Source organism: Acinetobacter sp. CS-2 (assembly GCF_016599715.1).
Taxonomy (GTDB): Bacteria; Pseudomonadota; Gammaproteobacteria; order Pseudomonadales; family Moraxellaceae; genus Acinetobacter.
The window spans coordinates 2427044-2451279 of the sequence record NZ_CP067019.1; the positions used below are offsets into that span (position 1 = coordinate 2427044).

The 24236-nt window shown below is 35.1% G+C and carries 23 protein-coding genes and 1 pseudogene; 5 read left to right on the forward strand and 19 right to left on the reverse strand.

The features are described 5' to 3' along the window. Nucleotide 1: 1 nt before the first annotated feature. From JFY49_RS11905 to JFY49_RS11950, 11 genes are all read right to left on the reverse strand, one after another. Nucleotides 2-2146, reverse strand: a complete 2145-nt coding sequence (locus tag JFY49_RS11905) for a class I SAM-dependent DNA methyltransferase (protein ID WP_200223065.1) — start codon at nucleotides 2144-2146, stop codon at nucleotides 2-4. A 26-nt stretch (nucleotides 2147-2172) separates the two neighbouring features. Further along, a complete protein-coding gene (locus JFY49_RS11910; protein ID WP_200223066.1) occupies nucleotides 2173-2544 on the reverse strand; it encodes a hypothetical protein in 372 nt (123 codons plus the stop codon). Nucleotides 2545-2675: 131 nt separating this feature from the next. Further along, entirely contained in the window at nucleotides 2676-3962 is a 1287-nt protein-coding gene (locus JFY49_RS11915) for an N-6 DNA methylase (RefSeq protein WP_200223069.1), read from the reverse strand. Between the two features lie 11 nt (nucleotides 3963-3973). Next, nucleotides 3974-4573 (reverse strand): restriction endonuclease subunit S, encoded by a 600-nt coding sequence (locus JFY49_RS11920; RefSeq protein ID WP_200223070.1) that lies wholly within the window; start codon nucleotides 4571-4573, stop codon nucleotides 3974-3976. Nucleotides 4574-4858: 285 nt separating this feature from the next. Then, nucleotides 4859-5884, reverse strand: coding sequence for an HNH endonuclease domain-containing protein (locus JFY49_RS11925; protein WP_195728691.1), 1026 nt, complete (start codon nucleotides 5882-5884; stop codon nucleotides 4859-4861). 18 nt (nucleotides 5885-5902) lie between these two features. Then, nucleotides 5903-6505 carry a GIY-YIG nuclease family protein gene (locus tag JFY49_RS11930; RefSeq protein ID WP_227609455.1) on the reverse strand — a complete coding sequence of 201 codons (603 nt, stop codon included), beginning with the start codon at nucleotides 6503-6505 and terminating at the stop codon, nucleotides 5903-5905. Continuing rightward, entirely contained in the window at nucleotides 6495-7082 is a 588-nt protein-coding gene (locus JFY49_RS11935) for a class I SAM-dependent methyltransferase (protein ID WP_195728689.1), read from the reverse strand. The genes JFY49_RS11930 and JFY49_RS11935 overlap by 11 nt, the downstream gene beginning before the upstream one ends. 62 nt (nucleotides 7083-7144) lie before the next feature. After that, nucleotides 7145-8974 (reverse strand): DUF262 domain-containing protein, encoded by a 1830-nt coding sequence (locus JFY49_RS11940; RefSeq protein WP_200223071.1) that lies wholly within the window; start codon nucleotides 8972-8974, stop codon nucleotides 7145-7147. Between the two features lie 213 nt (nucleotides 8975-9187). Continuing rightward, on the reverse strand, nucleotides 9188-10144 hold the full coding sequence (locus JFY49_RS17565; protein ID WP_227609457.1) for an HNH endonuclease: 957 nt from the start codon (nucleotides 10142-10144) through the stop codon (nucleotides 9188-9190). 257 nt (nucleotides 10145-10401) lie between these two features. Continuing rightward, nucleotides 10402-10908 (reverse strand): hypothetical protein, encoded by a 507-nt coding sequence (locus tag JFY49_RS17570; protein WP_227609459.1) that lies wholly within the window; start codon nucleotides 10906-10908, stop codon nucleotides 10402-10404. A 501-nt stretch (nucleotides 10909-11409) separates the two neighbouring features. Next, nucleotides 11410-11676, reverse strand: a complete 267-nt coding sequence (locus tag JFY49_RS11950) for a hypothetical protein (protein WP_200223072.1) — start codon at nucleotides 11674-11676, stop codon at nucleotides 11410-11412. Nucleotides 11677-11808: 132 nt separating this feature from the next. Here JFY49_RS11950 and JFY49_RS11955 point away from each other — a divergent pair, with 132 nt between their 5' ends. Together JFY49_RS11955 and JFY49_RS11960 are read left to right on the forward strand one after the other, a co-directional pair. Beyond that, complete coding sequence (locus JFY49_RS11955) at nucleotides 11809-12558, forward strand: metallophosphoesterase family protein (RefSeq protein ID WP_200223073.1); 750 nt, start codon at nucleotides 11809-11811, stop codon at nucleotides 12556-12558. Between the two features lie 195 nt (nucleotides 12559-12753). After that, on the forward strand, nucleotides 12754-13479 hold the full coding sequence (locus JFY49_RS11960; protein ID WP_200223074.1) for a sel1 repeat family protein: 726 nt from the start codon (nucleotides 12754-12756) through the stop codon (nucleotides 13477-13479). Between the two features lie 194 nt (nucleotides 13480-13673). On the opposite strand, the gene JFY49_RS11965 is transcribed toward JFY49_RS11960, so the two are convergent. After that, nucleotides 13674-14720 (reverse strand): hypothetical protein, encoded by a 1047-nt coding sequence (locus JFY49_RS11965; RefSeq protein ID WP_200223075.1) that lies wholly within the window; start codon nucleotides 14718-14720, stop codon nucleotides 13674-13676. A gap of 192 nt (nucleotides 14721-14912) precedes the next feature. Between JFY49_RS11965 and JFY49_RS11970 the strand changes: the two genes are divergently transcribed. Together JFY49_RS11970 and JFY49_RS11975 are read left to right on the forward strand one after the other, a co-directional pair. After that, entirely contained in the window at nucleotides 14913-15317 is a 405-nt protein-coding gene (locus tag JFY49_RS11970) for a transposase family protein (protein ID WP_017395860.1), read from the forward strand. 37 nt (nucleotides 15318-15354) lie between these two features. Further along, nucleotides 15355-15747: pseudogene (locus JFY49_RS11975) on the forward strand (transposase family protein); the annotation flags it as partial. A gap of 133 nt (nucleotides 15748-15880) precedes the next feature. Here the strand turns inward: JFY49_RS11975 and JFY49_RS11980 are convergent. From JFY49_RS11980 to JFY49_RS12000, 5 genes are all read right to left on the reverse strand, one after another. After that, nucleotides 15881-16156 carry a hypothetical protein gene (locus JFY49_RS11980; protein WP_200223077.1) on the reverse strand — a complete coding sequence of 92 codons (276 nt, stop codon included), beginning with the start codon at nucleotides 16154-16156 and terminating at the stop codon, nucleotides 15881-15883. 138 nt (nucleotides 16157-16294) lie between these two features. Continuing rightward, nucleotides 16295-16474 carry a hypothetical protein gene (locus tag JFY49_RS11985; protein WP_200223078.1) on the reverse strand — a complete coding sequence of 60 codons (180 nt, stop codon included), beginning with the start codon at nucleotides 16472-16474 and terminating at the stop codon, nucleotides 16295-16297. A gap of 10 nt (nucleotides 16475-16484) precedes the next feature. Beyond that, nucleotides 16485-16778, reverse strand: a complete 294-nt coding sequence (locus JFY49_RS11990) for a hypothetical protein (protein WP_200223079.1) — start codon at nucleotides 16776-16778, stop codon at nucleotides 16485-16487. A gap of 108 nt (nucleotides 16779-16886) precedes the next feature. Beyond that, entirely contained in the window at nucleotides 16887-17177 is a 291-nt protein-coding gene (locus tag JFY49_RS11995) for a hypothetical protein (protein ID WP_179991182.1), read from the reverse strand. Between the two features lie 68 nt (nucleotides 17178-17245). Continuing rightward, nucleotides 17246-19033, reverse strand: coding sequence for a site-specific integrase (locus tag JFY49_RS12000; protein WP_227609461.1), 1788 nt, complete (start codon nucleotides 19031-19033; stop codon nucleotides 17246-17248). An 88-nt stretch (nucleotides 19034-19121) separates the two neighbouring features. Here JFY49_RS12000 and JFY49_RS12005 point away from each other — a divergent pair. After that, nucleotides 19122-20266 (forward strand): IS3-like element ISAba14 family transposase gene (locus tag JFY49_RS12005; RefSeq protein ID WP_099046175.1). Its coding sequence is split into 2 segments (ribosomal slippage): nucleotides 19122-19386 and nucleotides 19386-20266, totalling 1146 coding nucleotides; the frame shifts between segments, so codons are not numbered across the junction. A 31-nt stretch (nucleotides 20267-20297) separates the two neighbouring features. Here JFY49_RS12005 and JFY49_RS12010 read toward each other — a convergent pair. After that, complete coding sequence (locus JFY49_RS12010; protein WP_200223080.1) at nucleotides 20298-21929, reverse strand: hypothetical protein; 1632 nt, start codon at nucleotides 21927-21929, stop codon at nucleotides 20298-20300. Next, the gene (locus tag JFY49_RS12015) at nucleotides 21926-24220 is read right to left on the reverse strand and encodes a hypothetical protein (protein ID WP_200223081.1); all 2295 of its coding nucleotides are present in this window, start codon (nucleotides 24218-24220) and stop codon (nucleotides 21926-21928) included. Before JFY49_RS12015 ends, JFY49_RS12010 begins: the two co-directional genes overlap by 4 nt. Between the last annotated feature and the right edge of the window lie 16 nt (nucleotides 24221-24236).

Below are 24236 nucleotides of genomic sequence, written 5' to 3' on the forward strand. Positions count from 1 at the left end.
ATTAACCTCGCTTATAGGCATTTACAATTGTATCCAAATCATTTGGGACACCTGCGTTATAGTCTTCAATATTATTTTTCACCAAATAACCCAAAGTATCTGCAACCCCCATAAATACATCAGTTTGTGGTTCGGCTAAAAACTCTTCAGGTTTTTCTGGGTTCGCTTCTCGTTTTTGTAAATATAAAATAGAGGTTTTAGCACCTGTACCAGACAGCTTAAACGTATCACTCGGTAGAGAAATCACTGCTTTTACAATCGCTTTACCACCAACAAACTCGCCAGTTTGCTCATCTTTTTTGCCCATAATATATTCACGGACATAACGATCACCAGAGTTACATAATACTCCGTCTGGCAACACAATAAACAAGCGACCACCCGGTTTAAGTAATTGCAAACAACGGTCAATAAACAATACAGCAGGGTCAATATTGGCACCGACAGGTTTCCAAAAACCTTTATTGTCAGGCTTACTTCCCAGAGCTAAACCACTGACTGTTGGGAATAGACCGTAAAGTGGTTTTTTATCTGAACCGCCCACACGGCGAAGGTCTGTACGATACCCAGCCCACTTTGGATTGCCATCCACATCTAACTCCAAAGGACCTGTATTTTCCCAACGCATTTTCACATAGTCGTAATATGCATTGTAGCTGTCTACCGTTTTTTCAGCAGGACGGAAGCCACCTAAAATTTGCTCCATATTGGCTTCATAGACTTTTTTGGACTCACTGCCTTTTTTATCATTCCCAAATTTCGGCGTACCAAATGGTGGGTTGGTACAAATTAAATCAAAAGAACATGGTTTTAATGCAGGTGCCGTTAAAGAGTTATCTGTATAGAAAATTTTGGCTTTAGGTGCACCTTGCAATGCCATATTGACACGTGCCAGCATCACCATACGCGGTGCAGCATCAGCACCAACCAATGATTCATCACGGATTTTCTGTTTTAATTTTTGTTTCTCTGCATCGTTTAACCCAACCAATTGTGTATCAATCAAATGGTCAAATTGACTTAAAGCAACTGAACCAAAACCAAAAGAACCACAGGTTGGATCACAGAAACGGAAATCACCATTCGAGAAACGTGCCATAAACGCATCATCACCTGAAAGATCATGAATCGCCATTTCTACCATAGCCTGCTTAACAGGATTTGGCGTTAAGTAAACACCTAAACCACCTTTAGATTCGAAATTTGCACGTAAGAATACATCGAATACACGACCCAACAAATCACCTGACACATCACCCAAAGTCCCCTGACTCTTCAGCACCTTGCCATCATTAGTCGTTAATTCACCTAAATTTTGAATTGCATCTAACAAATCTTCAAAATTTTTCGGGTTTGCAAGTCTTAAATGCACTTCATCAGAGAAAATTGCATTCTTAGCACCATCATCACTAATCACAATATAGTCTGGGTGAGTTTTAAATGTGTCAAAAGCATCTTTGATTTGCTCAACAGCAGTTTCGCCATGTTTTTTTACATATGTTGTATTAAATACATCTGCAAAAAGATGCGTCTTTCCATGACGGTCTGCAAAGCTAATATCATTGTGGTAAATACGGAAACTTTCTAAAAAGAGTAGTTTTGCAACTTCTTCAATAATGTCATTTTTATCATTGACCTTATCTTTGGTTACACGGTAAACATTTTCATGGAAAGCATCAAAACGTTGCATTAAACGTGTATAGATTTTCATAGACCAACGGAAGGTTGGGTCTCGCTCTAAACGCTCAAAACTACGCATTTCTTCAAGTGCTGGCAGTTTATCAACCGTATGTGTACCTGTTGAGCCATCACTACCAAATAAACTTAAAATAGCTTGATTACTACTGTCTTTTACTACGGCGAATACAGGCCATTCAGTTGTCACATCTTGAAGTAAGGTATATGCAAACTCATCAAATTTTGCAGTATCTGCTACCGTTCCCCAATGCCCATCCGCCAAGGCAACGAGCATAACTTTTGGTGTAACATTCCCTTCGACCATTCCTTGGATCAGCACAGCCTCAGCAAATTCATGTGCCTCTATGCTTTCTTGTTGCGCGTTGTAACTTGAAAAATCTTTTTGCAACTGCTCGATAATGTGTTGCAATTGCTCACGCTGTTCAGTTTGTTTTGTATCTTTAGCCATAGTTCATACATCATTCAATAAAGAGATTAGCCCTTAAGCACAACAAAAGGACCTTTAATTTCAAGTTCAGACATATGCTGAACGGTATTTCTAAGCTGTTGTTCAGACATTCGAACATCGCTTGGTAATCTTTGCAGCATCTGTGCAAGTGGCATTCGCCCACTTGGCGCTTGTTGCAGCAACAATAAAATATGTTGCTCAAGCTTGGGTTTATCATTTTGCTGAGTACGATCAGACTGACCCACTAGCTTTCTCCATAGCTCTACTTGCTTTGGACCCAAAGCCAAACTTTGCCAAAGTGATCTATGCTCATCATAAAAATCATCTAATGGTTTACCATCCACATCAGTAGAATTTAAAATTTTCTGAAGCTGTGTTTTGAGTTGCTGCTGGTCCATATCTATCCAGTCGAATTATTTTACCCTTCGTTACATAGTACAACAATCTGATCATGTCTCATTGATTCCCTAAAGAAAACTGCTTGATTTCTCAACATATAAATCAACCAGCTCACTTCTCGAATGAAGCTTTAACGTGTGTTCTGCCCACATTGTTCCAATAATTTGCGTAGCTTCGCTTGGGCACTGATGAAATTTTGTTCAAGTTCTTGTAACTTCTGATGCTCTTGAACTAAATCTAAACGTTTGACCTGAATTTCATTAATGAAATATTTATTAAAACTCAAGCTCATATCATTAGATCGAATTTCATCAACAGTCACGATCTTACAAACATCTTCATCTACTTTGCCATGAAAAACGGATGCTATATGCTGAAGATCTTCGTCAGAAATTGTTGAACGTAAAACTTTTCGTTTTACAAACTGACTAATATCAATCAACTTAACGCCTTTGTGCTGCTTCCCGGCCTTATTTAATACCAACAATATTGTCTCAATTTTGCTATGTTGCATGAATCCCTTAGGCAATAAAATAATGCTATCAATCCAATCGTTTTCTAATAACTCAGATCTCAAAGCAAGGTCATACCCACCTCTAAACAACCACCCAGATGGAACTTGGATAAATGCTTTTCCAGTTTCATTTAATTGGTAAAATGCTTGTTGAATCCATGCACTATCAGAAGCATTGGTTGGCATAATTTTAGATAAATGTCTTAAATACAGCGTGCTCTTTAACGCATTTGGATTAATTCGTTCACCAAACGGCGGTGTAGAGATAACCAAATCTACTTCATTGGACAACTCATTTGCAGTTAATGAATCTTGCAACTGGCAATCTAAACGTTTACCAGCCAATTTAAATAGAACTTCAGCCATCGCAAGTGGTAATTGATTAATGTCTCGAAGATAGTAATCTTGAGCATTCATCTTAGAGGCAATCAAACCAATCCCTGAAGCACCATCATAGAAACGATTTACCTGTTGGTCACCAACCAGCACTTTAACTAAATTTGCCAAAATTTCATTACTGCTAAAAAATTCATAATTGAATTCATCAGCTAACACCTCAGCTAGTACCTGAGCAACTGCTTTTCCATAGTCTTCAGCATTTCCATAACTCGCAAATGCCTCAATGAAAGCTCTGAGGATGATGGAAAACTCAACTTCATCTAGCTTCTCTGTGACCAAAGCATCGATAAACTTCAGATCCGTTTCACGTAAGAACTGTTTGATTTCATCTTTTACTTTAGTTTTGCTCAGCTTCTCAAGCGAGCGAGCAAAATCTACATCCATAAAACATACGTAAGCGGCAAGAGTGACCAGTTCAGGAATATGCTCCGCTTTTTGGAACATATGTAAAGCATCTAAACTTTGTTTAATACGCACTTTCAAATCGAATTGACTATTTTTCATCTCTGTCACCCTCACATCATTAGTTGCTGTAAGCTAGCTTCAACAGTTAATTTCTGTTGCACTTTCAATTTATCCAATAAACCTAGCGCTTCAATATTTGCATAAAATATTGAAGAGATTAGCTTTTGTTGCTCTGCCTCAGGTACATTTATCTCTAAGTTCTTCAAACTTGATATCGATAAACCACGTACCGTTGAACCAATTGAAATTTCATCCATCAGTGCTTGACCATGACTACTATTAATAAAACTCACAATCACTTCAGGCAAAACACCATCTTTGCAACGAATCACAAAAATATTAGGCGATGCAATACTTGGAATTTCCAAATCATTCTTTTGAAATATTGCAGCACGAAAATTACTACCTCGTGCCATTAACAGAATGTCATTCTCTAACAACACATGACCATCTAAACGACCTTGTTCAATACAAACTTTCTTTAGATCATTTTCATTACATTGTACAAGGCCATTTTCTAGTAAGTTATTCCCATTTAGACATACTACTTCTATAAAACCAGGTTTAACTTCTGTTATTTCTCGATGATTTGCAGCGCTTAATCCAGACTGAATTGTTGCAAAATGAGTGAGAGCTTTCTTCTTATTCATAAACTACTCCTAATACATTTAATTTCGTACATAGTGTACGATTTATAACTTTAATGTATTACGATTTAGGATTATTGTCAATCGTACTTCAAATATTATTTTTAAAGAGTATAACAATAAGCCATAAATTGCTGAATAAATTTATTTTTTTATTTTTAAATAACAATCAGCATACCAGTCTAGATAACAGACATTAAGAATTAGAGCAAAAAACTCTAGAAAATGTGTTCCTTCATTAGCGTATGTAATCTTTCATTTTTATTCTGAATTTTGTCATTATTAGAGTTAGAAAACACAAATCCCTCCCTGTGCTGGCTCCCACTTCAGCCGACTTCCCAACGTCAAAGTAGCGCAGTTATACGCGTCTTGTAAAAAACCACGGCGCGTTTGTTCTGTGAAACCTGTTTGTGCGATGAGCGTCTCTCTCAATGGATGATGGCTGGTAATCAGGTATTCATTACGCTTATGTAAGCGCTCCAATAAATTAACCGAAGGTAAGCGATCAAATTTACCCTGTTGCCCTCGATTACATTCAGGACATGCTAAGACGAGATTTGCCACCCCATTAATTGGCTTTTGAATATCGCAATCTCTTAACTTATGTGGAAAGAAATGATCTACATCGGCTGAATGGGCTTGGAGTTGTTCAATCGTAATAGGGGCAAAACAGTAAAAACAACGGCTTTTCTGATAACCATTTAAAGCTGACTTTGCCAAGGTCACATTCACTCGTCTAATCTTATTGTCTGCGACCAATATTCCTCGATCATCATGCTGAATCTGAACCAAATGCTTTGGGAGATTCATATCCCATGCTGTTTCGACCAATCGCCAACGTGCCTCGGTCTCATCAATCAAATCTAAAGCATTTGGTGCTTCAAACAATTTGAAAACCTCATCGGTGAGGATAATACCTTTATGCGATTTACGGGCATCCTCAAAGAACCGCTTTGGCAATTCTTGCTGATGCACATTATGAAAAGCATCTATCACATTCACAAAACCAAACTGTACCGTCTTATTAATCAGCGTCTGGTGATCGATCTCACCTAAATTAAATGAGCGACAGAAATCCAAATACTTACTCGAACTTGAAGTCGCCTGCTTATCCACTAATTTCAAATGTTCACAGATGTGTCGACTAAAAGGCTCTGCCAATTGATCAAGAGTGACAATGGTATTACCCTGTGCCTTGAGTTCATACAATGACTTGGCTAAAGCAAACTTATAAGATGCGACGTTCCGCCCAAAGAGAATAATGGCACGCCAATAATTTTCTAAAGAGGGTTCAATTTCATAGAATTCGGACATTTATACATTCCCTATTCGCTATGCTGTAACACAGGTACGTTTGCTATGAGACTCATCTGCAATATCCAAAATACGTGCTTGATCAATTGCAGCTTTTCTTAGACAAGACAAGCTACTCTTAAATTCATGCTCATTACCCTTAAGATTTAATGGCAATGAAATTTGCTTCAGTAATTCTTCTTCAACTATCCAAGGTTCAGGCATGACAATGTAAGAAACAGCAGCATTCTCTTGCATCCATTGATCAAGCCATTGCTCTCCCAAATGAGTGAAGGTCATCCTTTTACCAGAACCAACACGACGAAGTGGATACCCACTTTGCTCAGCAAGTAATACCCCAAGAGTCCGTCTTAAGGTTGATCCCTCTGCATTACCAAAATAATGGGTTCGAATACGTGTCTTTAATGTGGCTTTACTATTCGGCTTGCCCTTTTTGTCAGGCGAAATCCCTGCATAGACCAAAGAATACGCCCCATATCGAATGCAAGAATCCAAAGGAATATTTACTGGTAAGTTCTTAATCCACCAAAAATAAACACCATGTTCAGCCGGAATATTTTGCTGCTTTTCTTTGATCTCATGCCTTTGAATAAGATGCGTTGGATAATAGTTAAAACTCATCATTCTTCCATAAAATATTGAGCCACCGCTCCTCTCGATCCGGTCTCTTATCCACCGTAATCCACTGATCAACCAAACTGACCTGCTCAAACTGTGCCAAGAGTTCCTGCGCTTGCCGTTCATTCAGATCAGTAAACTCTCGGCCATCCTTTTCTCGATCTGAACCCCCATATTTAAAAGACATATAAATCACACCAGTAGGCTTTAAGGCGCGAAGTATTTTCTCTAGTACTTCAGCTAATCTACGGCGCTCACAGTGAAGTAGCGAAGCGCATGCCCAAATACCATCGTAAGCAGCGATTTCATTGAGCTCATAGAAGCTTTGATGTTTCACTTGTATACCTGTCAGCTCCGTTGCCTTTTTAACCAGGGCTTCAGAGTAGTCGATTGCAGTGACCCGATAGCCTTTATTCTTAAAAGCTAAACTATCTCGTCCCGACCCACAGCCTAGATCTAAAACATAGGCATTTTCGGGTAACAAGGCTAGAAATGGCTGGTACAGGCTTTCCATATCGACATTGAGCGTTGAGTAGGTAAATTCTTCTGCATGATGGTTGTAATAATCTATTGTTTTCATAAATATATTTAAAAAAATAAATTTAAAAAGCAAGGGAGCCTAAGCCCCCCCTCCATAACTCACTAAACGATATTATCATCCGATAAAGTCTTTCCCATTACTCTAGAAATAATCATAAGCAGTTGCTGTTGGCGAGCACTAATAAAAGCTTCAAAATCATCGGCTCTTAATAAATCGGGTTCAATAAAATGTGTTGCTAGGATTTCGTTCATATTAAAATCATTAATCAACACAGTCTTATGATTTTGCAAATCATTAAGATATTTCGATGGTGCTTTACCTCCTATCATACGATTTGCTTTATACGAAATTGGTGTTTTATTAAGGATAGAATCATATATTTTGGAAGGCTTACCATTTTCTTCACACCATTTTTTCGGGAAAATATGGTGAATGTCCAATGCAACTTCTTCGACATCTAAATTTTGAACAGATTCCTTCCAGAAGAAGTCTTGAGCACCCTCTCTTAATACCAATGTATTTAGACCTTTATATGCAGCACTCAAGCGAGATCTTAGAGTTTTCAGACGTTGTGCCTGGAATGATGCTTCTTGAATTGTTCTAACCTCATGATCTGGATTTTGAACCCAATTACTAAAGTCCTCTAGGTCATTGGCAATACGTGTTTCTACGGCGCCACCATAAAGTTCACCAAGCACCCCACACCAGAACCATTGGCTTAACTTTTCATAGATTTTTGGTTCTAACCATCGCTCTTTAAGCAAAGTGAGAATTGCTGCTAGAGGTACCAACTGCGTGCGGTATGGTAAATCCTTAGTAAAGAAAAAACATTCCTTGCGCAAGAACTTAGCAACTAATATAAAACCATATTCAACATCATTCGACCATTTTTCATAATCAGTTAATGACATCCCCAATATTGCTGCACGCTTTGCACTTACTGCAGAAATAAATTTACCAGTTTTATTGGCTGCAATATCTGCTTTTCTCTGTTCCAATGTACTTAATAAGCTTATGGCTTGTAAGTAATCCGTCGGCTCTACCTGCTTTAATATAGATTCTTTATCACTCAATCTTTTAGCACGACCAATAGGATTACGCTCAGGGTGCCCATACCAATCATCTCTGAGGTTATACCCTTCAGCAGCAAATGTCGCTGTAACAAGTTCAAATACAGATAATGGAACACCCCCTGTATTCACTTTTTCAAATACCAAACAAACTGCTTCTTTAGAGTTCTCTTTATTTAATTTAATAACCGGTACCGCATACTGTCTAAAGCTTTCAAGAATTTTTTCTCTGAAGTCCATATATTCTTGAATTCTGTTTGCATGGTTTCTAAATAAAATTACTTCCCATTCATTGGCATTAAAAATTCGATTACATGGGAAAAAGAATGCTTTGCACTCTTTTTCCGTGGTAGAAAAATCTAGCTCAATCTCTTCGCCTTGTTCATCGACTACCTTCTTAACATCTCGGCCAAAATTTGTTTTAACAATTTTATCTTCATCTACTGAAATAAATGCATCTTCTAAATTTCCACTCAATGCCATTTCAATATCAATATAATAATGACGTTTAATGACTCGACCTTTTTCATCGAAAGTCTTAACTGGTTTATCCAGTTTCAGCACTTGTGTTAGAGACGTTAAGCGTTGTTGCCCGTCCAAGACCAGCTCTTCAGGCTCTATATCCTTTTTGGCAAGCTCTACATTTTCGATTGGACGTACCTGAAATTTTACGTCTCCCCCTGTCTCTAACAGCATCACTGCACCAACAGGAAATGACCTCGCAATACTCACTAATAATGATTTGATATGAGCGTCATCCCAGACCCAGCCACGTTGAAAGTCTGGTAACTGTAATTTCCCCTCAACAATTTTTTTTAAAATTTCACTTAAGTTTTCTTTGGTACTGTCAAAATTACTCATGTATAAAAAATCACGTATTTATGTTTTAGCTTAAAATACATGACATAAAAAAATTATCAATGAATTACAACGGCCTATTACTAAAGTTTTAATCCTAATTCCGTTGTGACTCTTCTTAGGCTATTTCCCTTCATAAAAATAAAACTTACTGCTGCTAACCTACAACAATAAAAAGCACATCAAAACCTTGATGTGCTTTTATGCTTGGACTATTTAAGCTCCAAATAAAGCAGCTCTTGCTTCTTCCTCAGTTCGATCCGATTTAAAACGGTTACAGTAAGGGTGTAAAAGAACTGCATTATCCAAATTTCCATGCCCTCCCATAGCCATCGCAATATAATGATCCACTTCTGTCGAAGGAGAATATAAAAGACCGTCACATATACGGCAAAAATTCTGGTTCTGAATATTAAATTTTTGGCGAAGGATCGTCTTTGTTGTTAATGAGAATTTCTGTGCTTTTGGTCTTTCATCTGGCTTTAATTCCTCTACAAAGTTAACAATGTCTTGGATCGCTTGCTCATCTCTTATCCCATGGAAACCCGCTTCTAAGTGTTCATTAAAATTCAAATAATCGAATGATTTAGACAATGCCAAAATGATTGTATTCAAACTAGATTCATCATCAAAATCAATGGTCACTTTAGAACCAATTTTGATAAACGCCCTATAGACAATTTGTAGTCGATCATGACCTTTGATCCCACTGCCAAACTTACCCACTGTCTCTGTAGTTGCTATTGGAAAATTAGCAATTAAGGTTTCTACGCTTTTACGGACACTGGTAAAATGTTGCAGCTTATTTTCATGATGCGATTCTGCAATGATTGCAAACCACGCTAAAAAAGATGTAATTTGAAAGCGGCTATCTTTAAAAAAATATAATTGAGGATGTAATCCTAAACTTACATTTCGATTATCACCCTGAGGTTTGGCAATTCTGGATAGAATCGTATACAGTGCTAATAATCGATCAAATACGCGTTTAGCTTGACCATCTGATTCATCTAAATCCATATCTGAACCATTAGACAGAATATTAAGCAACTCTGTGACCAATCCGATCCGCTTCCCATGTGTTAAATCAGTATCTAATAAAATATTTTTAAACAAAAGATTATGAATTTTTTCGCCTAAAACAATGATGCGGTTAATTTCATCTTCGCCCAAATCAATTAAATTCGCTCTATTGTCATTCAGATAGCAACACGCATAAATTGCATAAAAAGTATCTCTTCCTCTGTTTTTTAAATGAGACTCTTCCCATCTATCTAAACGTTTTGATTTAGAATTAATGGACTCAAATGCCTTTCTAGCATCCTCTGGAGAACCAACTATAGCTGATTACTTAATTTAGTAGCACATCAAAAACCTTATAAAATGGTATTTTACCAATATATTTACGTGCTACAGCCTTTAGAATTTAGCTATACATGCATAAATCTGATACTTAGTTTTTCGATATTGTCTTTTACTTCCATCAAACTTGGATCAGCCAATATTTTTTGAAAGTCACAACACTCTCCCAATTTATCTCTGATATATCGAAGGTCTGCTTTTTGTTGATCATCAAAATTTGGAGCATTGTCTACCTGCTCATCTGCAAAATAGCGTTTAATCCAGGCAATAAGAAGAGAAACTCTATGACCTCCATCAATCACATAGATATTCCCGTTCTCATCCATCCAATAAAGCACTGTGAGCCATGTATTTGGGTTTGACATGCATTCCTGCATAAATTCTACAATTTCTTCCAGACGCCAGTATTCTGTAGAACGTTGATTATCTGCTTTATACAAGTGCTCAATAATCTGACTATTTTCTAAATCTTTTACTTTTAACTCAAAATGCCGAGGTTCAAGGGCATATTGAGTTGGAAAAGCGACCATTGGTTTTCGGTCTAATACATTTTTTAAAATCGTAGTTGTTCCCATGACAGATCTCCCAGTCACGTATTGCGTTAGATATATTTGATTTAAAATTAAAATGGTCTACTGCATGACAATACGCAGTAGACCAAGGAGATCTTCAAGATGTATTTATAGTAGTATGGCTCATTTTTCACCTATGATTATTTGGCCATTCATTTCACTTTCCTACGGCGAAATGGTGGCGAGCTAAATAAGTTTAGGAAAACCATTCATAGGGATGGCCGGCTCTAGAGCCACTTACCTAGCCCACCATAAAAATGGGCAAAATAAAGCCTATAAGAAACCGTCAGTCTTTTATAACTAATAATTCCTTACCTATGATAAATACAGGTTTCCTACGCCTGGTTACAGATTTCGCTGTAACATCTTTATCTTATGTGCATAAATTCAATTGGTCAAATTTTATGATTAATAAACAATCAATTGATTTTAAATAAACGATTTAATTCTGATAAAACTGTTGCTCCAATCAGATATTGGCTTTATTTATAAAATTAAATCTAATTACCTAACCAAGTTGTAAGGCTCATTATTCACATGTATTTGAATAGACTGACATCCCGCAGTCTCAATATCTTTTAATGCTTTGTGAATTGCTAAATCAAAACTTACGGCTTTTCTGTCAAACTCTAAATATAAGTTGTTGTTAATTGAACACAATAAAGCATCATCACAACATGCTTCAAATAACCGTTCCTCAACATAATGATGTGACGCTTTTAAATCCTTGATATAAATTGTAAATTCAAAATTCTTTATTGTACTATTCATCATTTATTCCTCTTTTTGAACAAAAGTCATTTATGACTATTGCAATAGGCTCAAGCAAACATTTTATTTAGATCTTTACCTATTTAAAAAAATCAGCTCATGTTATCTTTCTGATAAGGTTTAGGAGGCCATTTGAAACTACAAATCTTGTCTGACACACATAATTCAGAATATCAATTATCAAAAGAGGTAGATCTTATCATTCATGCCGGGGATTTTTCGAATCGCCTAAGTGGTGCTATTGAATTTGCAGAAAAATGTAAAAACCTGAATAAGAACTTTATTTTTGTTTTAGGTAATCATGATTATTACTGCTCAAACTACGATTTAGTCGTGGATTTCTTAAAAGAAAACTATCCTCAAAATGCCTTGCTTGATGACAACCATATCAAGATACAGGATAAAATATTTGTTGGCGGTACATTGTTTACGAACTTTCGTTCCAACTCAACTCGTACAACCACTAACGAACTGCAAAAATTTAAAGAAGATGCTGAACAATCTATTTATGATTTTGATCAAATCATGATAAGTAGCGATAATCGAACCATAACAGCTGATGACTACATTGCCCTATTTCAACGATATCATCAAAATATTATGCAGTTTAGAGGCCAAGATCATGTGATCGTTATTACGCATTTTCCGCCGCATTTAGCTTGTCTTGATCCTTATTGGGGTAAGCACCCTGTTGCATCAGCGCTTAACCCTTATTTTATTAATGATTTAGATGTCAAAGGCTTTAAGTTATGGATTTCAGGACATACGCATACATCAATTGATACTGTAGTCGATGGATGCAGATTAGTGATCAACCCTTTAGGGTATCCTCAGGAGCAAGGAAAAAATGGGTTTAGAGAAAATTTGATCATCCAAATTTAAAATTTGGTGCTATTTAGAATTAAATCGCAAGAAAAGTAGGCAAAATTTATTTCAAATGATTTAGTTTTAGGAATTAATACCTAATACTAACTTCCTGATGCAATACCTCATTACATAATTGAGCTTGCAAAAATGTAAAGTAATCCGATTGAAAATGAAAACAGATAAATCTTCGTTACAAAAACTGGGGGAAAAATGAAAAAGTTATTCACTATTATATTATCAACATTGAGCATGCTTTTGGGAACAACTTCTGTATCTGCAGCGCTAACTCAACAACAAGAGAATTCAATAATTGAGAAATATAAGTTAAAACCTCAAATTGATGCAATTGTTCTTGATCTGGTTGGTGGTGAAGCTAACTACGTTACAGGTAAAGATGGGCAACGATATCACATTCCTTCTTTTATCGATGAAGTGGAAGAAGATAAGTTGGAGGCTAAGCTAGATGAACTTGCAAAAAAGTACGGCATTGTTTATCCGTATATAGCTCAATCTAACACTTTCTATCAAATGTTCTATCTCTATTTCAACACACAAGAAGACCGTGAAAAGCTCAATAACGTAAACAATAAGGCAATCTACAAGAGTATCAAAGCTCTAGAAAAATGTGTTTTGGCCAATACTAACTTGTGTCCAAAGCCAAGTCGTGTAGGTTCATCCTATTTAACCGCTGGTTATATTGAACCGAGTCTTAAATGGTTGAATTTCACAGCAGATGCTGGCGATGCTGATTCAGCATTTTTACTAGCACTTCTTCATATAGATAAAATATATATTCCTAAAGACGTTGTAAAAGCTAAAAAATACTATAAGCAGGCATTTGATCTTTATGTAGCAAACAAAAACTTCTCAGGTGCTAAAGAAGTGGATGAACATTACAAAAATACCTTTGAAGATAGTAAAGGTCTTAGTTACTAAACAGGAGCTATTGATTTTACCAGCTCAAACCAGTCTTCTGACTGGTTTATTTTTTCTAGTATGCAAAATATGAATTCTTCTCCATCTATTTTTATTTTCTGACTATATTTCCATAAAAACAGCATCATTGAATCCGCCTCATTAAAAAGGGTAAATAAAATCTATTTACCCTTTTAGGAGCTTAAGCTTAATAGTTATTTATCCCACCAACCATAGAAGTAATCATAATATTGCTTGCCTAAAGTTTTGTTATTCGAATTGGTTGCTGCTCTTTCTGCATAATATGCAGCATTACGCAAGCTTGGGCGAAAAGGCTGTTGCTCACCAAGGCGTTGAATTTCAGCCATAGCTAATAACGCTTTAATATCATTTACACCACCATTAGCACGGCGATATTCATCATTTGCTTTATCAAAATAGCTAGAAGCTTTTTTCCGATTTATGGTTAAGAGTGCATCACCGATCTTCATGTAGCTTGCATAATCACCTTTTGCTTCTAATATTTTAAATTGAGCATCAGTAATTTTTGCATTTGTCTGTGGACTATAGAAAAGCTTGTCCTCCCATTTAGGGTCGCGCTTATTCATAATGGTAGCCCACATAGAATTTGCAGCTTTAAAATCAAATTCACGTAGGTACATTGGGATACTTTTAATGATTAAGTCATCACCCTGTTTCTTTTCTTCCGATGATGAAGCCATTTCACCCAAAAGAATACCCATCAATGATGTTGTTTCACCGTCACCGGCATCAATCATGTATTTTCCGTATTTAGCGGCGTTTGGAAAATCTGCTGCACGAATATAGGCTTCAACCAGTCGAACAGGTTTAGGGCATTGCTTAACATCCATCACCACACAACTTTGCAATGCCATCATTGCTTTGTTGTAATTTGTATTTGATAAAACTCGACGATCTTCTTTTTCTTTACCATATGTTAAGCCTAGGCCTAAGAGTTCGTAATGATCAATTTGTACTATGTATGGATAAGAAATCTGCTGTTCTTCTGCAATTTGGTTCAAGCGTTTAATAATTTTTTCTTCTTCTTTTTCAGCGATCGGCTTAGGGGAACCGGCTTGACCACCGGCTAATTTATTAGCTAAGTCCTCAATCTCAAAACGAAACTTTGATGTTCGCTTGTTAGCTTCATAACCTGAAATTTTTGCTTTTTCTTCTGCAGAAACACTCGAACTAATTAGAAAAATGGACGCGACTATTGCTGCTAAAATCTGTTTTTTCATTCAACCCTCAAGAAATTATTATGAATTTACAACGAAATTATAACTTATACTATTGAGATGTTTTTTTCAGCTTACTAATTATCATATTTTTAAATGCCATACATTAGACTTCCGTCATAAATCAAAAAACGTACAATTTATTTGATCTTAAATTAATCAGCAAAATTATTTAATTCAAGGGATAATCCTTGGATGAAATTCAAAGATATTCAAAAATTATCAGACGTTAAGTTTCGTAGGCTTACCGGTGTTAGTTGGGCTACATTTAACCTCATGTTGGCCGAGCTAAATAAGCATTTACCTCGTCATATTGGTAAAGGACGACCGCATAAATTACCGTTGGAAGATCGTTTGCTCTTATGTATAGAATATTGGAGAGAATATCGAACATTTTTCCATCTTGGTATGAGTTACGGTGTATCTGAAACGAGTGCAATTCGTATCACACGTGTTATTGAAGATACCTTAATCGGTTCTGGAAAATTTAACTTGCCAAAACAACTTCCTAATCGAGATGAAGTGGATTGGGAAGTTGTTGTGATTGATGCAACTGAAATATTAGTTCAACGTCCAAAAAAAACAGAAGAAATGGTATAGCGGTAAAAAAAAGCGACATACCTTTAAATTTCAGCTATCTATGCACTATACAACAGGTGAAATACTGAGTGTATGTGGAAGTCATGGAAGCATGCATGATTTTAAAATATTTAAAAAAAGTATGAGGAAATTAAAATTTAAGCCCTTTTTTATCGTTGATAAGGGGTATTTAGGGATAAAAAAATTGGGTTTTGGATGCCTCATGCCATCTAAAGCAAAGAAAACTGAAAAATTAGATTCTGAATTAAAAAAGTTAAATAGAGAGATTGGTCGTAGACGAATTCAAGTAGAGCATGTATTTGGAAGGATGAAATGTTTTAAGATTTTATCTTGTGTATATAGAAATCGTCGTAAAAGATTAAACCTGCGGTTTAATTTACTTGCTGGCATATACAATTTAGATTGGGTGAAAGATAAACAATTAAATTGATTGAAAAATGATTTATGAAGGAAGTCTATTATATTTAAATTCATCCTTCTATTAAATTATTTAACGCCGTAGTTGATCATTAAATCTAACTTCAATACAGATATATACCGACTAAGAAAAATTTACTTTCTATTTAAAAACCCAACCAAATTGTATCACCTGTAGTTGCATACATAGTCTCAGCAGTTTTTTTTAACATGTCACATTCATCAATTTCTATTGCTAAATCATCACACTGAGTATGATCACTGTCATTGATAGAAATTTCGTGCGATTGAACAACTGTACCATGTTGAATGAGTTTAATTCTATCTTGTCTTAAAAGTTGCTCACCTCTGTAACTAGCACGCATTTGATTTAGAGCTTGAAGACGCCTTTCATTTGTAGTCATTATTACTTTTCTCGACATCAATTGTCTCCTTGATTTTTATCTGAAATTAAGATTAATAAATTATGACATAAATTAAAATTGGGTAATGATCTAACTATCCAGCAATCTCGCATTAAAATCACGGCGATCAAATAAAATTCACGCAATTTTTAAAAATCAATCCTCAAAAAACTCATTGATATCTTTCTCAGTTCTCACTTTCTTCATGGGAAGTTTATTTGCTGATTCTAGTATCTTCATGATATGTTCATCCCTTCTTATTTCATCTTGCTGATCTTTTTTTGAGGATTCAGTGGCTATTTTTGCACTATCATTAGAAAAAAAATGATCTACCATAATATATACCTTACTCTACCGATTGCTTAGTATCTTGACCATCCTTAATCGAAGAGGAACTATCAATTAAAGAATGCCCTCGTCTTAAAGCCAGTTCTTTTTGTATTTCTTGATCTTTGGCACTTGTATCGCCATGTTTATGTATATATTCAGCTCTTTTTTCCATAAAGTCCCGCTCACGTTGCTGGACATCAACATTCACTTCATTATTTTGCTTTTGACGAGTAGCTATATAGTTATAGATACCAACGCCGCAAATTACGATTAAAAAGAAACTGAGTTGCTTCTTGATACCTCTGCTCACAAAACGTCCTTAAACTTAACTTTTCAACCGAAATTTAGATGAAATTATTGTGATTAATTCAAAAAAAACCAATAAATACTTACAGCTTATAGCTCAACACAAAAACCGTCACTCATCTCTTAGGTTAAAATCTTTATACTCATGAGCATTATCAGAAAATTTAGCAAAAAAATTATTCCAAAAAAATAGAAAATTTATTTTTTCTGCATTTTGAATAGGTTCAGGTTCTGCATATCCAATAATCCAAAATGGCGCTGTACTACAAATATCCTCAGGTATAAGTTTTTGCTGTGAAGCTGTTTCAGTACTGATAAGATATAAATTATCTTTTAGATGTACAACATGTCCTTTTGAGGCTTCTCGGATACAACGATCAGCATCTATATAGAAACATTTCATTGAGCATTCCTCCATTTTTTTAACTAGGCATCCAATTTCCATAATCGTTAAATTATTTAACGCTGCAATTAAGTCTTAGTTTGATTTATCTTCCATCTCCGATAGACGACTGCTAAAAATAAATCACTCAAAATTTTCTGGCAGGTATTATCTTTATAATTCTTATTACTAATTTTCAGACTTATCTCTTTTTTCTTTTTAGCCAATTTCAACTCAGTTTCAATCTCCTTCCATGAACGTTTAGATATTTTTATTTTTTCATGAAAAACTTGCTTATAAATGACCTTTAACTCGCGACAGAATTTACCAAAATCCTGATGCTCTTTTTTGCTCTTTATATTCACTTCCATACGTGCATCTATAAGATGTACACGGTACTCAAAATAGTCAAGGATGAAATGATTTCTCATTAATATATTGAAAATTTTATAATTATTTTCAACTAGTAAATTACCTGTTCGATTTTTATCAATATACTTTAAGAGCTTGTCCAAAGTGTTATTTGGACTACAGTTTTCATCATGTTGAAAGTGACGATTTGCATAGAGTTTTACAGCTACATCACTCCCTATTGTACTGATTAAAGTATCCACCTCTCTACCTGATAGAGCGTTCAAAATATGATTGAAGCTTGCCATAAGCTGACGTCTTACCATCATGTCTTGATCTTCTTCGATCACCTCTTGCTCTGCGACATAAGTAATAAAACGATCTGGAAATATCATTTCTTGAATTATTCTCGAGCTTGAATTCAATTTTTCTACAATACTTTTTAGAGTAATTTTTTCTGTCACTTGCGATGTATTTAACTGTTTACTAAATAATTTAACCGGCAATAAAGCTCTGACTATTTTTGCAGATACTTTACTCTCTTCTATACATAGCGCATCAGCAACCAATAATGGTCCAAAATGTAAATAATGATTTACCGTCATTTCAATAGAAGAATGCCCCATAAGATGAGCCAGTTTCCTCCATACATCAGTACGAACACCAGTATTATCTAAGCTCGAAAGTAGATAAGTTTTAATTTTGCGAACTTGCTCTGGTGAATAATCAGTCCAAGATTTGATCAGTGAATCTGTTCCTTTCAAAATTAAGGAAAGATTAGTCGCAGCAGTGTGCCTAAAGCTGTGAAATGAATAGTCGTGTCCTTGGTTCAACAATAACTGATCAAATATCTTCTTAATCAATTGACTCACAGATCGAGGTGAAATACTCCCACCCTCTTCAGAGAAAATCAAACAATCTTTGGCACCTAATGTATTTTGATTAATAGGCACCTTCATTTTTTTGTTAATCAAATGAATAACTGACATTAACTCAGCTTTAGTCAGTAATTGATCCAGGCACATTCCCCGTTTTGCATTAGTGGTTTTAATCTGACGAGTATAATTATTGTGGATAAAAATTTTGCAAATTTCATGTTTTTCATTGATAAAATAATAATGAGGATCATAACCAATTGTTTTATATTTAAAATTTATCATAGCTAAATCACTTAACTTTAATCCCAAAATTTCATTGAGTCTTAGCCCCGTTCTATACGCAAGGGTACAAATGACTTTAAGTATGTTCTTCTGGTCTTTGGTCAACTGAGTTTGGACAGCTATTAAATTTTTAAATTGATTAAACATTACTGGAGTAACATAGGACGTTCTACACACTTGCAAATCAGTTGATTGCAGTTGATCTAAATAATTAACACGAGGAGCACCAAAATTACGTATTAAGCTATTGTGAAATTTTTTTAGATTACTTACCGCATGCCCATAACTATTATGTTTAATCTCCCTCCCATTTTGTGAATGTTTTCTGTTTTTCTTGCTACGATCGCCAATGGATTTGACAGCCAAAATATGACTGTAAGAGATGGATCCGGAAATTTGAACAACTCCTATAAGTGATACTCTGCTCCTCAAATGATGTTATAAACATCAATATATGGAGTATTTTATGGCACGTAGACCAAGAAGAAATCATTCAAACGACTTTAAGGCTAAGGTAGCACTTGCTGCGATCAAAGCAGAAAAAACACTTGCTGAATTGAGTTCTGAGTTTGATGTTCATCAAAACCAAATTATTGACTGGAAAAATCAATTGATCTCAGCTTCCTCACAAGCTTTCGATCAATCAAAAGCTCCATCAGAACCTCCCATTGATCTTAAAAAGTTACATGCAAAAATCGGTGAGCAGGCATTAGAAATTGATTTTTTAGAAGGTGTGTTGAAGAAACTGGGCCGCTTCAACCACAAAAGTTAATCGATCACTCACTTCAGATTTCAGTATCTAAACAAGCTAAGTTACTGAAAGTCTCTCGTGGTTGTTATTATTATCGCCCAAAACCTGTTAGCTCATCAGATCTGAAGCTGATGCGATGTATTGATGAATTACATATGCAATATCCTTTTGCAGGCAGTCGTATGATGCGTGATTTGTTGAATCGTCAAGGGCATCATATAGGACGACGTCATACACGTACTTTAATGAAGAAAATGGGTATTCAGGCGTTATATTGCAAACCAAATTTAAGCCAGGCTAATCAAGCTCACCGTAAATATCCATATCTGCTCAAAGGATTGGCTATTCAGCGCAGTAATCAAGTGTGGTCTACTGATATAACGTATATCCCTATGGCAAAAGGCTTTGTTTATTTATGTGCTGTGATTGATTGGCATAGCCGCAAGGTACTTGCGCATAGGGTATCGATTAGTATGGAGGTGGATTTTTGTATTTCGGCTTTAAATGAAGCGATTGAAAAATATGGATCACCTGAAATATTGAATACAGACCAAGGCAGTCAGTTCACCAGTGATGCATTTATTGATGTATTGAAATCAAATGGCATTCAAATCAGTATGGATGGTAAAGGTCGATGGGTAGATAATGTGATGGTTGAACGATTATGGCGGAGCGTTAAATATGAAGAGGTGTATCTCAAAGCTTATAGCAGTGTCACAGATGCGAAAAAGCAATTGAGTGCATATTTTGAGTTTTATAATCTGAAACGACCTCATTCGAGTCTAGACAAAATGACACCAAATGAGTTTTACTATGATCAGCTACCCCAACAAAACAAGGTGGCTTAACTAGAGCGGAATATCACTTATAAATACGCTTTTAGTTGTTCAAACAAGTGGAACCACCTCTGTAGATCTCTTCAAATTCTTCTTCATCTATGGCTTGAAGGTCTAAATCATTACTCACAACATATAGAAAAAGTTCGTCAATAAATGATGATTTATAGGTATCTAAAGAACTCAGCTTAATACCTTTTTTATTTTTACCAGAGTCAATCGATTTTATTTCTTTCAGGCACTCCAAATACCAAGTAATCACCACAATCTGAACACTAACAAGAGCGATATCTTTTGACGAGCTATATTGCTGGGAAGAATAACTGTTTTGAAGCAAGCTAAGATCCTTTGAAAATTCAGCTATAACTTCACTCACACTCACGTTATTAACATCCAAGTTTCTTACTAAACTCTTTTTAATATCTGCAGCACAGTGATAATCAGTATTCAAATTTCGAATCTGCTCCAACTTAGCCTTCTTCAATTCCGTATAGTAAAAATTATCTACAACAGCTTGATTGATGCTCTTTTTTTTAGACGTCTGAGTACTGTGATGTTTATCAATTCCTTCCAGTGCTTTTAAGGATGAATAAGAAAGCGCCGAGTAATTAAAAACTCCCTTAGATAAAGCAATAAGAAAACCATCTAATGTATTTTTCGTTCCAAAATATTGCACGTAATCTAAATGATCAAAAAGCTTATATCTATTCTTTGAAAAAATCTTAATAACAGCATGTTCGTGATCTACATCTTGTAAGCCCGATAAGATTTTTTGATCTAACATTTCCCTATTTAGATTGATTATAGAATCAATCAATTGCACCAATTCTTGATCTACTTGTCTTTTTTCTGGTTGTGTTTCTAACTCAATCTCGTTTACAAGTCGAATCAACATCAAAAAACTCATTGGGGTCAGATAAATTTGTTTAACTTGGTATGATTTTTCATCGTAAATTAAATTTGCATAAGACGAATTTTCTAGAGGATAACTATATAAGCAAGCAAATTTTGAAATATCTTTACCATATACCGATACAAGACCACCAGATAATTCAAATGGGGAAACTCTATCGTTCGAATATGTTTCCCTCACTGATTTTAAAATTGAGAGCAAATCAGCTCGTGTCCGACATCCACAGTCAAAAATTAGAGCCAATAAGAACTGACGAAATAGAAATTGTTTTTGTTCGAATGTCGTATACGGATTAAATTTACTTGTCTTAAGCCAATGCGGTAATTGCTTTTGCCAAAAATCATGCAGCTTTAGCTTAAAATCATGTAATTCCCTTCCACTCTGCAGTTTAGTTTGCGTAGATTCAATATCTTTGATATTAGGTGGGAAAGAGCTGGTTTGAATCAGAGGTATATCATAATTACCAGCCAACCATTGTATCTTTGATTCAACCTCATGTTTATTTTGAACACATAAATCTGACCAATATTGCCATCCAGCTTTTAACTCATCAGCATCCAATTTTAGTGATTTGAAGTATTTATTAACTTTGGCTCTCGCCTTATATATCTTCTCTTTAATTTTATCGTCAAGCTTAAGCTTTAAATTATGCTCCACAACCTCTTCAACTAGCATATTTGAAATACTTTCAAATATGCTCTTTGCCATAGATTCCAATTCTTGCTTTAATTTTGAAAATTTCTCTAATTTTTCATTATTCATAAAGAAATCCCCACAGATATTAATTCAAGATCTTTAAAAAGCTTGCTTAAAGCATCCTGAATTTGAGTTTTGTAAGCATATGGCTGTAAAGATGATGATTTAGAAAATCCAATTTCACCTTGTTGATCATGGGCATACCATGACTTGAAAACTGCATCTGGCAAATCAAGGGTATTTCTTACAAAATGTCGAATCCAATTGGGGTATAACGGCCCTATTTCAGGGAAGTTCCGTGCAAGGTAAGAAGCCACATCTTTCTGAGTTAAAGGACTTATTTTTATATTCATGAATCCTGCATTTTTCTTCCAATAATGAAGATAGTAGTTATCCTCACTTTTAGTTAACATCCCTGAATCCATAAGGTCTATAATGAATTTTTCATAAAGCTTTAATTCGTTAGCAAAAAATTCAGTCAGTGGTGAAAAGCGGCCATGACGTCGTGATTGGCTATTTTTATCATGAATGTAGACTATGCCTGTAATGAAGTCATAGTTCTCCTTGATACTCGATGCAGCAATTGCTGGGCGTGCTCCTGAGGATAAAAGACAACAAATCCAAATCCAGACACTGAAAGCATTAAATCGTTCTTCAATTGATTTCTTATCTCTCAATACCTCAATGACCTGGTTGTTCAGTGAATTTAAGAATTTTTTCGCCTGATTAAATGACCAAGCTCGCTGACTTCCTACACGTTCATCACTTTTAGCTTGAATGAATTGAGGACGATCTAGCACATGACTCTCATGTTTATTCTGAAACCAAAGCCATACGTATTTCTCATACGAATCATTTAACTGTTTATAAGAAAAACCACCGTATGCCAGATCAGGTTGATGTGAAACTTGTTTACCAATGAGAAAATTCTTTTGTAAATCATCTTCACAAATTCGATGTAAATGAAATGAAAGCTGCGAGGCGATATGAGTAACAGATAGATTTCCAATACAATAACCAAAGAAACACTCTTTCAAATACTGATTAAAATCAGTATTTGTGTAGTTATTTAGCTGAGCCTCTTTGATACGATTAATCCACATTGCAGGGATTTGGAATGCCCAACTAGAATGTTGATTCAGCCTATTCCCTTTTTTTGCAATTTCACCATCTAACCTTTTATTAACATCTGCATCAACCGTCCATAAATAATAATCATGACTAGAAGAACGTCTTAATTTCTTAATTTCAAATAGGTAATCGACATATTGAAAGATAACAGGACTCAATCCTGTAGATAAGGACATCAAGAAACAAGCCGCCATGGCAGATTCTTCTATGTCTTTATTGTCCTGTAGTTCGTCACGTAAGACCTGATAAATAACTTTCAAAAAAGGTGGGTCAATATAATAAACATTACTCACAGTCGGTTCGTGTACATGATCGAGGTATCGACGCAATACTTGATGATCAACAAAAGAGGATACTCTGCGTGTACTCTCATCTTGACTAAAATCATATTCACGTTTTTTTATATCTTCATTTTCATCATCATCATCCTTTGCACGAGCATCTGAATAATCCGAGAAGCCTTCTGTGATCAAAGGTGGGGCAATGAAACTTAAAATAGACACCTCTGTTTCCTCAAGTGAGGGTTGAGCTTTTTTTCTATTCACCTGTACTTTTTCATCATAGTAGAGATTTTCAACAGCCACCCTATATTCATCTAAATAGCGATTTAATGATTTTTCAATCTGATTATTTTTCTGTGCATTCAAAACTAGACAAGTAGCAATTGTTCGGTCTTTGTGATGTTTAGCATAATTACTAAATTCTTTTTTCGAAAGCTTTAATGGATCAATATTTATAATTGCTCTAAAATAGAAAACAAGATTGGTTAATACATCATCTACACATTTATCAAAGTTTTTACCCACCACTCTAAGTAATAAGTACAATGTATAGTTTATTCTTTGGACTTTTAATTCTGAATCATCAAGCTTCAAAAGCAATCCAGACAAAAACATTACATAATTTAAAATTTCAAAAGTTTTATTATTTATCTCAATTCTAGTACCATTATTTAATTTTTTAGAATTATTGCATAGTATCGAGATACTCAAAAACCCCAATATATGCTTATATTTAGTTCTTTGCTGATATTCGCAAATATTAAAATACAACATCTCACAGCGATCTATTAGAATTTCAAAACTATCTTTATCTATAAAATTCAAATGAAAATCTTGAACATATTCAAAATTTAAAACCGCAATTCTTTCACCATATCCAGAAATTGTTTTCTCAAAATCATTACAATGATTTTCAAGATCTTCCTGATTTAAAATTTCACCCATTTTAATTAACTCCAAA